The sequence below is a fragment of the Gammaproteobacteria bacterium genome (genome assembly GCA_029862005.1).
Classification (GTDB): Bacteria; Pseudomonadota; Gammaproteobacteria.
The window spans coordinates 1-14,717 of sequence record JAOTYD010000004.1 but is presented as its reverse complement, the minus strand read 5'-3'; the positions used below and the strand labels follow the sequence as shown (position 1 = coordinate 14,717).

Below are 14,717 nucleotides of genomic sequence, written 5' to 3'. Positions count from 1 at the left end.
GGCATCATAGCATTTCAGATCGCGAAAGTAGCGTTAGTTTCGGTGAAACCCGCCAACCTCAAAGTGAAGAACTGTCTCGAACGGGCAGGATACGAATGCGAGATCAGGATTTTGTCGGACGCGGTGCGAACCGCACAACTGGCCGCCGATGCGCTCGGTTGCGAGGTTGGTCAGATTGCGAATTCATTGATCTTCAGGGACCAGGCCAATAACGAAGCAGTGCTGATTATGTGCGCCGGCGATCGTTGCGTCGACCTGCAAAAAGTGAGACTTGAAACCGGAATCGAGCTCGGCAAGGCCGACGCGGAATTTGTGCGGCAACAGACCGGATTTGCGATCGGCGGAGTGCCGCCAGTGGGCCATGCCAAATCGCTGCGTACCCTGCTCGATGATTCGCTGTGGCGTCACGCCGTAATCTGGGTAGCCGCCGGTACCCCGGAATCGGTATTTCGCATGAACCCGCAACAGTTGCAGCAGATTACCCAAGGCGCCTGGCTCGACATTGCCCAGGATTGAAGCTATCCCGCTTCGAGTTCTTCCCAGCGATGGTACAGATCCTGCAGCTCGGACTCGAGCTGCTGTAACCGCTGCTGTTCGTCGCGAATGACTTTGGCGTCCTGTTGGTAATAATCCGGTGTACTGGCTTTCAGCTGCAGGATCTCGATCCGGGCTTCCAGTTTTTCAATCTTGCCGGGCAGGGCGCGTAACTCATTTTGATCGGGTTGGCGCCTGGGCGCTGTTGTTACCGGATTTTGTGCGACCGATGATTTCGAGGTGACGGTTTTGTCCTGCGGACGCTGGCGCAACCAGTCCTCGTAACCACCGACATATTCCCTGACCAGGCCGGGACCTTCGAATACCAGCGTGCTGGTGACCGTGTTGTCGATAAAGACGCGGTCGTGGCTGACCAGCAACAGCGTGCCGCTGTAGTCGATGATGAGTGCCTCGAGTAATTCCAGGGTTTCGATATCTAGATCATTGGTCGGTTCATCCATGACCAGCAGGTTGAAGGGGCGCGTAAACAGGCGCGCCAGCAGCAGCCGATTGCGTTCTCCACCCGACAGCGCCTTAACCGGCATGTGGATTGATTTCTCGTTGAACAGGAAGTCCTTCAGGTAACCGACCACGTGCCGTGACTGTCCGTTGATCGTGACCTGGTCGCCCGCCGCGCCGAGATTGTCGCGTACCGATATCTCTGGATCGAGTGTTTCACGATGTTGATCGAAATAGGCAATCTCGAGCCGGGTGCCGGTTCTGATCCAGCCCGTCTGCGGCTTCAGCTGACCAAGCAACAGCTGAATCAGCGTCGATTTTCCGCAACCGTTTGGACCCAGGATTCCGATTTTTTCACCGCGCAGTATCTTGCAGCTGAAATTGCTGACGATCGGTTTGTCCTCCCAGCTGAAGCCGAGGTTTTCAGCTTCGATAACGATCTTGCCCGAGGTCTCTGCCTGTTGCGTGATTAACGTCGCGCTTGCGCTGCGTTCGCGCCGCATTGCCCGTTCCCTGCGCATCTTCTCCAGGGCACGCACACGACCCTCGTTGCGCGTACGCCGTGCCTTGATGCCCTGCCTGATCCAGTTTTCTTCCTGCGCCAGTTTTTTGTCAAACAGCGCGTTATGTCGAGCCTCGGTTTCCAGTTGCGCGGCCCGCGCCTCCAGGTACCTCTCGTAGTCGCCGGGCCAGCTAGTCAACTGTCCGCGGTCAAGATCGATGATGCGGGTTGCGAGTCGCTGCAGGAAGCTGCGATCGTGGGTGATAAATACCAGTGTACCGTTGAATCCCAGCAACAGGTTTTCGAGCCACAGAATCGAATCGATATCGAGATGATTGGTAGGCTCGTCGAGTAACAGTAAATCCGGTTCCGCTACCAGCGCCTGGCCGAGCAGGACCCGTCGCTTCATACCGCCGGAAAGTCCGTCGAAAAGCTGGTCGGCCGGCAGCGACAGACGCGAAATCGTGCTCGAAATCCGGGTTTCAAGATTCCAGGCGTCGTGTGCTTCGATTTGATCCTGGTAGGACTGCATGCGATCGAGAGCGCCAGGATTCGTCGTCGATTCAAGCGCCGCGTGATGCCATTTGGTGATGATCCCGGCGAGTTCACCGATGCCCAGGGCGATACAGTCGTAAACGCTGCCATCGAATTTCTTGGGAACATCCTGCTGAAGGGCTGCAACGCGCATCTCGGCAGCGTGAGTGATTTCGCCCTCGTCTGCCTTTATATTACCCGCGATAATTTTCAACAGGGTCGATTTACCGCTACCGTTGCGTCCGACCAGGCACACCCGTTCACCCGCTTCGAGCGTCAGGTTGACGTTATCAAGCAACGGTTGGTCACCAAAGCTGTGGTGAAGATTCCTGGCCTGTAGCAGTGGCATCTGTCTAGCGCGAGTGAAACTGCGTTATTATGCGGTATTCACGTCGATTTGAAAGTTGATTCGGGGGTCGTAATGTGTGGACGGTTTTTTCTGGATGCCCAGGCTGGCGATATTATAGAGCATTACAATGTGCCCCCACCCGACCTTTTCACGGCGCGTTATAACATCGCACCGACAACCGCGGTGCTGGCACTCAGCGACTCAAAATTCAGCCTCTATCGCTGGGGACTGATTCCCTCCTGGTCGAAGGATGTTACGATGGGGAACCGAATGTTTAATGCGCGCGCCGAAACCGTCGCCGAGAAACCTTCATTCCGCAACGCCTATAAACGTCGCCGTTGCCTGGTGCCGGCCAACGGATTCTACGAATGGCGGCTCGAAAACGGACATAAGCAACCCTACTGCTGCCATATCGATCATCAACTTTTTTCAATGGCCGGTATCTGGGAACACTGGCAGGATGCCGAGGGCAATGAAATTCAATCCTGCGCGGTGCTGACGACCGAGGCCAGGGGTACAATGCAGGAATTACATCAACGCATGCCGGTTTATATCGCGCCGCAGGATTATACGGCCTGGCTTGACTGTAGCTCGGATCAAACCGACGCCGCTGACCAACTGTTACTTGAAACTGCTCCCGATTACCAGTATTACGCCGTCAGTAGCGCCGTCAGCAATTCGCGTAACGAGGGCCCTGATTTGATCAAGCCGTTGGAATGACAGTTAGTTATGTCATCCCGCGGTTTAACCGCGGGATCCAGGAGGAGGCGCATTGCGTGCGGGATAGCTGGACTGGATTCCGGCTTGCGCCGGAATGACATACTTCATAAGGCCATCCTGATACTGGTCACAGCGCGCGGAATACTTTTTTGCCTGTCAAAAAAGTTTTCCGCTCGCCCCTGCAGCATCATCGATTCAGCTGTTGTTGCCCCCGTTACTGATCAATGCCTCGAGACGTGCGTCATCGTAGTCATGTTCGAGCTTTTTGGCAGCATCATCGACCGCGGCCTGCAAATCCTTGCCGCAATTGACAACCTCGCGCCGCCACTGCTCGAGGTAAGCATCCGTTCCTGCCATCCTGGCACGCATTGCGGCCTTGTCGATGGCTTCGGCAAAGCGCTCAGTGAGCACGATCTTGGCCGTGTCGCGGCGTTCCTTGGCGATAACCTGGGCCGGGATGTCGCGCCAGTATACGGTTGTGAGTTTAGCCATCAGTCAAGTCTCGAGTAGTGATATAGGGTTGCAAGGCAGCGCGAGTATAAAGATGCGCGGGATCCAAATCCAGCATCAAGTTGATCGATCGGGCATGAACAAAAATATTGTTTACCCGGGCGGGAAATGAAGCGTAGAATTCGGCGCAGTTTTGATTCGGTCTCGGGGTGGATTCAAATGCTTAAAGTGGGTTTTATCGGTCTTGGAAATGTGGGTGGCAAGCTTGCCGGCAGCCTGCTGCGAAACGGTGTCAACCTGACAGTCAGGGATCTGGATGCAGGGATCGCACAGCCGTTTCTCGATGGCGGCGCCGCATGGGCTGATAGTCCGCGAGAGATGGCGCAAAACGTCGACGTCCTGATAACCTGCCTGCCGAGTCCGGCCGCCAGCGCAATGGTCATGGAAGCCGAAGACGGCGCGCTGGCGGGCCTGGGTCCAGGCAAGGTCTGGGCGGAGATGAGCACAACCGACAAGGATGAAGTGCTGCGTCTGGGTGAAAAGGTCAGGGCGGTAGGTGCCGAACCGGTCGATTGCCCGGTTTCCGGCGGTTGTCACCGTGCGGCAACCGGTAACATCGCCATCTTTGCCGGTTGTGAGCGCGCGACTTTCGAAACCATGTTGCCGCTGTTGACCACGATGGGACGGCGCATCCTGCACACCGGGGAACTCGGTTCAGCCTCGGTGCTGAAAGTCGTCACCAATTATCTCGCGACCGCGAACTTGTTAAGCCTGTGCGAGGCGCTGGTTACTTCCAAGGTCGCCGGTATGGATATGAACACGACCTACGAGGCAATCAGAATCTCATCCGGCAACTCCTTCGTGCACGAAACCGAAAGCCAGGTCATATTAAACGGTAGTCGCGATATCAGCTTTACCATGGACCTGGTCTGCAAGGACATCGGGCTGTTCAACGATGTTGCGAAACGGGGTGGGCTCGAACTCGAGTTGGCGCCGCTGATGGAGCAGATATTTCAGCAGGGTCAGGAACGTTACGGGCCGCGCGAGTTATCTCCCAATATCATCAAGCGTCTGGAGGAAAAAGCGCAGGTCGAGATTCTCGCCCCCGGCTTCCCGCCGGAAATGGTCGACGACGAACCCGAGGAATCGGGCCACGAAGTCCAGGTAAGAGGCCGTTAGCTTTAATCTCACTCACACTGATCTGGCTATTTTCGATACGCTAGGCCTCTTCGAAGCAGGGGATCGTGCAGGGGCGGGTGAAAAACATTTTTGACGAGCAAAAATGTATTTCACCCACTGTGACCACCGAGGCAGCATTGAGAGGGTCAGGAATGCCGGTCAAGTTCACGTAAATAGTTTGTCATACTCATCGACTCGGCTGTTTTTAGTTCTGGTGATAGCCCGTACTAACTTAAAGTTTTGAGAAGGTGGCGACTGGTTTTCCCGATTCTTTTAACGCCATCTAGATAGTTCCAGCGCGCGGAATACATTTTTGCCCGTCAAAAATGTTTTCCGCGAGCCCTGGCAGTATCTTTTTGCGTAAGGACCGGAAGGTTAGCTGGCTTTCATGCCGCGACAGCAGCAGGAAGACTTGATCTCGATATCGGATTGTCGCATCGCTTCATCGAGGCGCGGTTTGATCGCCTCAGCCTCGTCAAGCCGTCCGAGTCGGGTCAGGCATTCATGATAACCGTGCAGACCCCAGATATTGCCGGGATGCTGGGCGCAGCGCGGTAGACGATTGTAGATGCCGAGGTCATCCTGGTAATGGATAAGGGCTTCATCGACACGACCTTGCTCGAGTAACAGCGCACCGAGCGCATGACGCGGTGGGTGCATCCAGGGCCAGGGCTCCGAGTACTCGAGGTTATCGCAAAGTACGGTTGCCTCACGCAGGTAACGAAACCCGAGCTCGTGATTACCGGCGTGATACTCGACTTCACCATTCATCATGGCCTGCGCAACCGCAAGAATGTCGCGACTCGGATTATTTGCCATGATGTGCCATTCGGGCACCTGTCGATAGCGTTTGTAAAATTCCTGCTGGTAGGTACGTGCCGAATCGAGATCACCGAGGGCCGCATGCGCGATTGCCTTGGCGTACACCAGCAGAATCGTCGTAATCGGCACTGCGTCGGGCTTATAGGGCATGTCTTCATCACAGATCTGTTGCCAGCGCCCGAAACGCACCAGTACGTGGGCGCGCCCGGCATAGTAGCCGTCGAGGGTCGAGGCCAGGTACCACTTGTCGCCGAGTCGCCTCTTGTCGCGTACCAGGTCGCAGATTTCATCGGCGCTTTGCAAGGCTTCGTCAAACTGACCGAGAAACATCGACGCCCAGATGTTGAAGTCGTGATTGTGCACGATCGAGATCATGTAAAACTCGTCACGACCGCGCAGTTTGACATATTCGCGATCGACCTTGATCGCGCGGCGATTGGCATCGGCGGCATTCTGCCAATGCCCACAGAGGCTGTCGATGTGGCTCGCCATGTGAACCAGGTGCCCGGCCTCGGGGCATAGATTGCGCAATTGATCGGCACAGGGTAATGCTTTCTCGGGCGTGGGCGACATTTCGTAAACGTGGATGTAAAAATGCAGGATGCCTGGATGGGGTTCGAGATTTTCCCGTGCCACAATTCCCAGGCCATGCTCGAGAATTGCGATTGCCTCTTCGGTACAGGCATCTTGCGCCGGGACGCCATGATGTAAATCCCACAGCTTCCACGGCGTCAGGTTCATGACCGCTTCCGCGCACAGGCAAATGACATCGAGATCTTCGGCAAATTCATCGTAAACACGCCGCATTGCATCGGCGTAGTCCTGCGCCCAGTTATCCAGTGCCGCCTGGTCTTTTGCCTCTGCGGCCGGATGTTTCGCGCATAGTGCGTTGATCAGTGCCTGCTCAACCGGGCTGGCATTTTGCTTTAATGCTGCTGCCCTGGACGCGTATTCGTGGCAGTAGGCGATCGCCTCGTCACGTTCCTGGAATCCGAACCATGCCCAGGGCTTGTTATAAAAAGGACCGGCCGCGTAAGCGATGCCCCAGTAGCCCATCGCGCACTTTGGATCGAGCTCGATAACTTTGTCAAAACAGCGCACGGCTTCCTCCTGGTTGAAGCCATAACACCAGATCAAACCACGCGTAAACCAGGTTTGTGCCGCTTCGACGGAAGTGGTTATTGGTCGCTGGTAATTGCCGAGATTGAAATAGTCGTGCATATAATTATTTTAATAAATCCCCAACGATTATAGTGATTTGTTGGCTAAACAGTACAGGATTTGTATCACAGAATCCTGTTTTAAACCGGTAGGAATACAGGGAGTCATTCGACAAATTTGGTTGCGACGATTATGCTGCCGGTCATCGATACAGGGAAAAGAAAATGCCCGATCTCAGTTATTTAACCCGTAGCAAACCCAATCGGTTCGATCTTAATCCCGGCCAGGAAAGCATGAAAGCGGTAGTAACAACCGGCAATGGAGACTATGACAAGCTCGACTATCGCGACGTGCCGATCCCCAGGCTTGAATCCGGCGAACTATTACTAAAGGTGCTCGCCGCGGGGATTAATAACACCGAGATCAATACGCGCCTGGGCTGGTATTCGTCGTCGGTAACCAGCGGCACCGAGCAGTTCGCCGATAACGATCGAGATCCCGGCGAACTCGCCGATGGTGGCTGGAACCGGGCCACGCCGTTCCCGTTCATCCAGGGAACCGATTGCTGTGGTGAGGTGGTAGCGCGGGCCGAGGATGTCGACGCCTCGTGGACAGGTCAGCGCGTGCTGGTGCGTGCCTGCATGCGTGTCGACGGATTCGATTCGCTCGACAATATCTGGATGGCCTCGGATTTTGACGGCGCCTTCGCGCAGTACGTTAAAGTACCGGCGAGCGAAGTATTCAGTGTAGATTGTGACTGGAGCGATGTAGAACTGGCGACCATTCCCTGCGCCTACGGCACGGCAGAGAACATGGTTCATCGAGCCGGCGTTGGCGCGAGTGACCATGTGCTGGTGCCCGGGGCCTCGGGTGGCGTCGGTTCGGCCGTGGTGCAGCTGGCAAAACGCAGGGGTGCACGGGTAACCGCGATCGTCGGAAAGTCTAAAATTGACTCGGTTGCGCACCTTAATATCGATCGCATCGTCGAACGCGGCACTGATCTGATCGCAGAACTGGGAGAGTCCAGTGTTGATGTGGTGATCGATAATGTTGCCGGTGCCGGATTTACCCCCCTGCTCAAACTGCTCAGCCGGGGCGGGCGTTACGCATCATCTGGTGCCATCGCCGGGCCGATGGTGAACATGGATATGCGAGATTTCTATCTCAAGGATTTAAGGTTGATCGGCTGTACCGCCTGGGATGAACCGGTGTTTCCGAACCTGGTCGGCTATATCGAGCGTGGTGAAATCATTCCGCTGGTCGCAAAAATTTTCCCGCTAGAAGATATCGCAATCGCGCAACAGGAATTCCTCAAGAAACAGCATTTTGGTAACTTTGTCCTGATCCCCCCACAATCTTGAGGACTTACCACGCTCCAGAAAACTGTCATCCCGCGGCTCGATCGCGGTAGCCGTTAGATTTTATTAGCTTGCAGGTAATCGAGTACTGGAACCCGCGGTCAAGCCGCGGGATGACAGGGCTCTGTTGAGGTCCAGCTGTGGTATGACAGGTTTTCCTGACTCCTTTTAGGTAACTATGCTGGTCACCGTGGGCGGAATACTTTTTTGCTCGTCAAAAAAGTTTTCCGCCCACCTTATTGTTACATCGATAAAATTAGCAACAAAGCCAGGCTCGAAGTGATGACGTCCTCTAGGGCTGTTCGGCGATATAGATAAATAACGGCAGCGTAAAGAAAGCGACGATGACCTGGAAGGTCACGATACTCGACATCAGCTCTGCATTGCCCCCATTTTGCGCGCCATGACATAAGCCGACGCCGCGGTCGGGACCGCGCCGGCGATGATCGCAACTGTACGCGCAAGCCCGTCGAGCCCGACCAGCCACGACATTGCGATGACGATCGCGGGCATGCCGATCAGGCGGGTCAGGACACCGATCGTGAGCAGCATTTTGTGCTGTGCCGCCTGGCCCAGGTTCATACCCGCACCAACCGCGAGCAATGCCAGTCCGAGACCACCGGCACCGATGATGTCGATCGCGTCGAACAGTATGTCAGGCATGCCCAGCCAGTTGAACAACAAGCCCACGATACAGGCGATAATCAACGGGTTGGTCGCTATTTTTTTGCCTATCACCACCACTTGCGGCCGGGTCTCGCTGTGTCCGTAAATCGATAACACGACGACCGAAATGACATTCAGTAGCGGCACCATGACAGCGAGCGCCAGCGCCGCCAGGGTTACTCCGGCATCACCGTAAAGAGGGCCGATGACGGCGATTGCGACGAAACCATGGAATCGGGTCGCACCCTGAAATATGCTGCTGAAACTCGGCCCGCTTTGCGGAAAACGCCGCCACACCAGCACCTGTGTCAGGATCAGCAATACCGACATGCCAATAATGGCAACGATGATTACGATCATGAAATCGATTACCGGCACGCTGCCAAGATCGGCGCGGCTGAGCGTGCGTATGATTAGAAACGGAAACAGCAGGTAGAAACAGATATGCTCGATCGCCGACCATACCGACTCGTCGACAATCCGGGTTTTGAACAACAGGTAACCGGTGGCGATGATCAGGAAGATTGGCGCGATGGCATTGAGGGTTGTGATCAAGGACGGTTACGCCTTTTCCTGCAGTTCATCTTCATAGCTACAGGGTATGCTACGTGGCTGCAACGATGCTTCCGAAACGACCGATTCAAAGGTCGATACTTCTTTGCTGTGCACATCGTAACGTCCGACGCGAATCAGGATACCGTCCGCCTCGAGCCCCAGCACGATGGCGGCGAATTTTATCGGGGTGCCGTTTTTATCGATGTACAGGTAGTACACCCTGTCACCCGTATTCATATCGATACGGCTAACATTTTTTCAAATACAAGATGTAGGCTTTTCGGTAGGATCTGAGGTCTCATGACGGTAGCGACAAAAAGTATCGATCCGAATAGTACCCGGGGTTTACAAGGTTGTCATTGTTGTTAGAGCGAGCTAATCCAGGCTGTGTAACGCTCATCCACGGATCCGCCATAGTCGGCCCACCATTCGGGATCGGCAACAATTGTGCGAGGCATAACTTCTGGGCAGATCGGTATGTGTTCGAAAACGTCTTTACCGTTATGAATCCATGGTTCTCCGTCGCGGATAATGTCAATTGCAGATGCCCGCATCGGACCGTAATTGATGTACCTGGTCAGAGCTGCTTGCTGCGCCGGTGATGATGCATGAACCAGGAACTCCCTGGCCTCATCTTTATTTGGTACGCCTGTGAGTAATACCGGCCATTCTTCTTCGAGTACCTGGCCGTCCCAGACGGTAATGTATGGCTCCCATTCACTTCAAATCGCTGTAGTATAAACGACTGGAACCCGGACTGGTGATTATATGGTCGGACCATCTACGTCCTGAATTTGTGGGCTTTAGTGAAAACTTATTTATTAGATTACATAAAGAAACATTGGCAGGGTAGGGTCTCGTTAACCCAGGCCTTTTGGGTTAATTTTGTGCTGTTGTTTTTATTACTTGGCCTGCTGGAGCGATTACTATTCCCACCCTTTATCGTCGATGAAATTGCCGTCACGATCGCTGTAATCGTTTACTTTATCGTCGTAAAGTTGGTCATTTATCCCTGGCAGGTGGTTGGCGTTTTACGCTCCTGTGCTACGCGTATCAGATTGAACACCGGCCGGATGCGGGCGCTTGCAGCACAATTTGCCGTGGCCGTGAGTTTGGCGGTAATTTTGATTTCGACATTAGAGACCTATCAGTCTCTGCAAATTTATAAACAAAAGCTGGCGCTCGAACGAATCAAGCCACCAATCCCTGAATACTCACTGGATTTGATCAAACAAGATACCCTCATTCACTTGCGCGGCCCGCTCGAAATCGGCATCACGAATAATGTCTCGGATTTAATTGACCGGCATCCACGAGTCACGGGGATAATTCTCGATAGTGAGGGTGGTCAGATATACGAAGGTAGGGGGTTAGCAAGATTAATCAGGGAAAACAAGTTGCAAACTTTTTCTCTGGAACAATGCCTGTCGTCTTGCACCACAGCGTTTGTTGCCGGCACTACCCGCTCACTGGGAACGAACGCGAGACTGGGATTTCATCAGTACAAGACCTACAGCCTTATTCCCTCGATCAATGTTGACAACGAACAAGCCAAAGACATGGCGATATTTGTAAATCAGGGAGTAGCACCGGAGTTTATCGACAAAATATTTATGCACCCCCCGGAGAGTATGTGGTGGCCTGAAATCGATGAGTTAATAGCCGCCGGTGTTGTTCACCAGACAGGATTTTCTGTTGCCGATTAGTGGGGCGTAATGCCGCGTAGGCGTTCAGTTCGCCGGCGCATCAGTTCCAAAAATACCAATAATGCGACTGATATCATAATCAATATGGTAGCAACTGCCATAATGGTGGGGCTTATCTGCTCCCTGATTCCCGAAAACATTTGCCAGGGTATGGTTCTCTGGTTGTAACTGCCAACGAATAACACCACCACGACTTCATCGAAAGAGGTAATAAACGCAAACAGCGCCCCGGAAATGACGCCGGGTATGATCAGCGGCACGGTGACATGGAAGAAAGTATGGGTGGGGTTAGATCCCAGGCTGGCAGCTGCCCGAGTCAGACTGTGATCGAAACCGGTGAGCGTGGCGGTAACTGTAATCACCACAAACGGAGTTGCCAGGGCCGCGTGTGCCAATATGACACCGACATGCGTACCCTGCAATCCGATTCTCGAATAGAAGAAAAACATCCCCGCGGCGGAAATGATCAGCGGCACCACCATAGGCGAAATCAGTAGCCCCATTATCGTGGTTTTAAACGGGAAATCGGGCCGACTCAGTCCCAGTGCGGCCAGGGTGCCCAGGAAAGTTGATATGATCGTTGAAAAGAAAGCGATGATGAAACTGTTTCTAACGGCACCTTGCCAGTTACGGCTATTTAAAAATTCCTCGTACCACTTGGTGGTAAATGCTTCTGGCTGGAGCTGGAGCATTTCCGAAGTAAAAGAGAAAAATGGCTGCGCGTTGAACGATAGCGGCAAAATAATCAGTATCGGAAATATCAGGAATAAGAATATTAATACGCAGATGGTTAAAAAGCAGTAGTGCCAGATGCGTTCGCCTAGTGTGGCGTGAATCGGTAAGGCCATCGTCTACCCCAGTTTCATATTATTGATGCCGACAACTTTGTCGTACAGAATATACAAGGCCAATACCAGCAGCAGCAGTATGGTTCCAAGCGCGGCGGCCAGGCCCCAGTTCAGAGATGTTGAAATATGATAGGCGATAAAGTTGCTGATCAAGGTGCCCTTGGTACCGCCAACCAGCGCCGGAGTGATGTAATAACCAATGGCTAATATAAAAACCAGGATACCGCCCGCTCCGATACCTGGGATGGTATTGGGCAGGTAAATGCGCCAAAACGCTGTAAACGGGGTTGCCCCCATCGATCGTGCCGCTCGCACCCAACTTGGCGGAATGGTTTTCATCACGCTGAATAGCGGCAAAACCATGAACGGCAGCAGGATATGGGTCATCGCGATAACGGTGCCGGTTTCGTTATGAATCATCGCCAGCCGATTATCGTCACCCAGTATTCCGATACCAACCAGGATATCGTTTAACACGCCTTCTTTTTGTAACAGCGCTATCCAGGACGAGGTTCTGACCAGAAGTGAGGTCCAAAATGGCAGTAACACCAGGATAATTAACATATTACTGGTCTTGGTTTTTACGGTCGATAACAGGTAGGCGATCGGGTAACCCAAAATTATGGTAAGAAAGGTTATCGTGAAACTTAGCCTGATAGTTCGCCAAAATAAGGCTATATAGACTTTTTGGTCCTCGGCTTTCATCGCAATCGAGCCATCGCTATTCTTTTGGGCATCGAATGCAGCGAGGTAGTAGGAACTGGAGTATTTACCACTTTCCCGTTTGATCAGCCTCCAGGTTTCGATGTCGCCCCAATCCTTGTCGATGGCAATCATTGCTGCTTTTGCAGATTCCCAGCTTTCCAGTTTTTTGATCTTGCGCGCGGTTTTTCTAAACAGGCCGGACATGCCCGACTGTTCATAGTTCAGGCGCCTGCCCAGGCGGCTAATGGTTTTTTCCTTGGCACCAACTTTGAAATCTTCTATCAGCGCCTGAAACGTTGCCTCATCGGGTAACTCAGTGGAATCGAGGTCCCAGTTCCTTATTTCTACGACGACATTTGGAAATTGTTCGCCAGCAATAGAGTTGTCAACGCTGCGAATGAGCATATCGAAAATAGGAATAAGGAAGGTAATCAGGACGAAGAGAAAGAGTGGCGCCACCAGCAGCAATGCTGTTTTTTTGCGTTGCCAAAGCGCCTTCTTCAGGCTTTCCTTCAACGGAACGCCATCGGCGGTCGTAATCAATTCATTTTCAGCTTCAGCAGTAGCCATTTTATGTTGTTCCGTTTCGTTAGTTTAATCCGGGGCCCTCATCGGAACCCCGGATTAATTTTTACTAGAGTCTCTCTAACAGCCTCTATCTAACAGCCTTTATTTAGCCAGCCATGCTTCAAAACGTTCGGCCAAATCGTCCTTGTTATCCGCCCACCATTCGAAATCATAGAAAATGGCTCCTTTCATATTCTCGGGTGCCGTTGGCATATGCGGGGCCATATCTATGCCGAGGTCTGCATGTTTACCAACCATCGGTGCGGAAGAGGCGCGCAGGGGGCCATAGGAAATATACTTCGCCTGGTCTGCAAGCCGTTGAGTGTCGGTTGCAAAACGCAGGTATTTCATGACTTCATCCTTATTAGGCGCACCTTTGGGAACCACCCAGCCGTCTAACTGAATTGCTTGTGCATCCCAGAGCATCTTAATCGGCTGCTTGTTGACCTCGATTGCCTCGAACAACCGGCCGTTATACGCGGAACCAAACGCCACCTCTCCATCGGCGAGTAACTGCATCGGCTGGGAACCCTTGGTCCACCAGACAACGTGGTCCTTGATGGTGTCCAGTTTTGCGAAGGCTCTGGCGACTCCTTCCTCGGTATCCAGCACTTTATAAACATCTTCAGGCGCGACGCCGTCGGCAATCAGGGCCCATTCCAGATTCGGATCGGGACGTTTCTCGAGGGAACGCTTGCCGGGGAATTTTTTCAGATCGAAGACATCCGCCATTTTGGTGGGCGCGACATCAAAAATATCGGAACGATAGCCAAGTGTGGTCGAATAGGCGATCTGCGGAATAAAGCAGTCTGATACTAGTGCCTTGCCGAAATCTACACTGGCCGGGGTTCCATCGGGTGCCGGAGCGAGATCCTTGTCGAAATCAATTTCTTCGACCAGGCCTTCGTCGCATAACGTTATTGCATTTGGCGCTTCAGCGTCGAGTAAGTCCCAGGTAACATTGCCTGCTTCCACTTGTGCCCTAAGTTTTGAGGCTCCTTCCGAAGCGGAATCGTCGTTAACTATGGTAATGCCCGGATTCAATTTCATGTAAGGCTCGTGATAAGCACGCTGCTGGCTTTTAGTGTAGGCACCACCCCAGGAAACCACGACCATCGTAGTATCCGCGTGGGCGATTGAGACCACTCCAGCTGCTACTGTTGCCAGCAGGGTCTTTGTTAAAATCTTGTTCATCAAAAATGCTCCTCTTTGCTTGTATCTAGTTATAAATAAACGAAAAATTTGTCGAATGACCTATTACCCCGGAAACTAATCCGATGGGTCCAGTGCTCGACAGTCTTCCGCAGTCCAGCCGATATTAGCCGTGCCACCTTCTTCAAGTTGCGCGTGATTGGCTGAATTTGGAATCTTTACAATAAAATCGTCATGCCCCAATACCGTGAAACGGGTACGGATGTGGTCCCCGAGGTAAATCAATTCTTCGGCAACGCCGTTGAAAATATTGGGTAATGAGCCCGGTTCCGGATTAACCGTGACGCGCTCGGGCCTGAGTGATAATGTACTTCTATCACCCACTCCACCAACGTTAACTTTCTTGGCAATGACGGTACCGGCGTTGTTGTCGATCTCAACCTTGACCGT

General features: G+C 53.0%; 14 protein-coding genes. 5 read left to right on the top strand and 9 right to left on the bottom strand.

Annotation, left to right across the window (positions count from 1 at the left end; translation table 11 throughout):
* Positions 1 to 42 precede the first annotated feature (42 nt).
* Positions 43 to 516 (top strand): YbaK/EbsC family protein, encoded by a 474-nt coding sequence (locus tag OES20_04010; GenBank protein MDH3633850.1) that lies wholly within the window; start codon positions 43 to 45, stop codon positions 514 to 516.
* A gap of 2 nt (positions 517 to 518) precedes the next feature.
* Here OES20_04010 and OES20_04005 read toward each other — a convergent pair whose 3' ends face one another.
* Positions 519 to 2,378, bottom strand: coding sequence for an ATP-binding cassette domain-containing protein (locus tag OES20_04005; GenBank protein MDH3633849.1), 1,860 nt, complete (start codon positions 2,376 to 2,378; stop codon positions 519 to 521).
* Positions 2,379 to 2,450: 72 nt separating this feature from the next.
* On the opposite strand from OES20_04005, the gene OES20_04000 reads away from it, so the two are divergent.
* On the top strand, positions 2,451 to 3,098 hold the full coding sequence (locus tag OES20_04000) for an SOS response-associated peptidase (protein ID MDH3633848.1): 648 nt from the start codon (positions 2,451 to 2,453) through the stop codon (positions 3,096 to 3,098).
* A 195-nt stretch (positions 3,099 to 3,293) separates the two neighbouring features.
* On the opposite strand, the gene OES20_03995 is transcribed toward OES20_04000, so the two are convergent.
* Positions 3,294 to 3,590: a virulence factor gene (locus OES20_03995; protein ID MDH3633847.1), complete on the bottom strand. Its 297-nt coding sequence runs from the start codon at positions 3,588 to 3,590 to the stop codon at positions 3,294 to 3,296.
* 126 nt (positions 3,591 to 3,716) lie between these two features.
* On the opposite strand from OES20_03995, the gene OES20_03990 reads away from it, so the two are divergent.
* Complete coding sequence (locus OES20_03990) at positions 3,717 to 4,727, top strand: NAD(P)-dependent oxidoreductase (protein MDH3633846.1); 1,011 nt, start codon at positions 3,717 to 3,719, stop codon at positions 4,725 to 4,727.
* 375 nt (positions 4,728 to 5,102) lie between these two features.
* On the opposite strand, the gene OES20_03985 is transcribed toward OES20_03990, so the two are convergent.
* Positions 5,103 to 6,770, bottom strand: a complete 1,668-nt coding sequence (locus tag OES20_03985) for a tetratricopeptide repeat protein (protein MDH3633845.1) — start codon at positions 6,768 to 6,770, stop codon at positions 5,103 to 5,105.
* A gap of 233 nt (positions 6,771 to 7,003) precedes the next feature.
* Between OES20_03985 and OES20_03980 the strand changes: the two genes are divergently transcribed.
* Positions 7,004 to 8,071, top strand: a complete 1,068-nt coding sequence (locus OES20_03980) for an alcohol dehydrogenase family protein (protein ID MDH3633844.1) — start codon at positions 7,004 to 7,006, stop codon at positions 8,069 to 8,071.
* Between the two features lie 369 nt (positions 8,072 to 8,440).
* Here OES20_03980 and OES20_03975 read toward each other — a convergent pair whose 3' ends face one another.
* The gene (locus OES20_03975) at positions 8,441 to 9,289 is read right to left on the bottom strand and encodes an AEC family transporter (GenBank protein MDH3633843.1); all 849 of its coding nucleotides are present in this window, start codon (positions 9,287 to 9,289) and stop codon (positions 8,441 to 8,443) included.
* Positions 9,290 to 9,295: 6 nt separating this feature from the next.
* Complete coding sequence (locus OES20_03970; protein MDH3633842.1) at positions 9,296 to 9,526, bottom strand: hypothetical protein; 231 nt, start codon at positions 9,524 to 9,526, stop codon at positions 9,296 to 9,298.
* Between the two features lie 569 nt (positions 9,527 to 10,095).
* On the opposite strand from OES20_03970, the gene OES20_03965 reads away from it, so the two are divergent.
* Complete coding sequence (locus OES20_03965) at positions 10,096 to 10,995, top strand: hypothetical protein (GenBank protein ID MDH3633841.1); 900 nt, start codon at positions 10,096 to 10,098, stop codon at positions 10,993 to 10,995.
* Here the strand turns inward: OES20_03965 and OES20_03960 are convergent.
* The 4 genes from OES20_03960 to OES20_03945 all read right to left on the bottom strand — a co-directional run.
* The gene (locus tag OES20_03960; GenBank protein ID MDH3633840.1) at positions 10,992 to 11,843 is read right to left on the bottom strand and encodes an ABC transporter permease; all 852 of its coding nucleotides are present in this window, start codon (positions 11,841 to 11,843) and stop codon (positions 10,992 to 10,994) included. The genes OES20_03965 and OES20_03960 overlap by 4 nt on opposite strands.
* 3 nt (positions 11,844 to 11,846) lie before the next feature.
* On the bottom strand, positions 11,847 to 13,118 hold the full coding sequence (locus OES20_03955; protein MDH3633839.1) for an ABC transporter permease: 1,272 nt from the start codon (positions 13,116 to 13,118) through the stop codon (positions 11,847 to 11,849).
* 99 nt (positions 13,119 to 13,217) lie between these two features.
* Entirely contained in the window at positions 13,218 to 14,231 is a 1,014-nt protein-coding gene (locus OES20_03950) for an ABC transporter substrate-binding protein (GenBank protein MDH3633838.1), read from the bottom strand.
* 153 nt (positions 14,232 to 14,384) lie between these two features.
* A partial coding sequence (locus OES20_03945) for a TOBE domain-containing protein (GenBank protein MDH3633837.1) occupies positions 14,385 to 14,717 on the bottom strand: 333 nt, incomplete at its 5' end.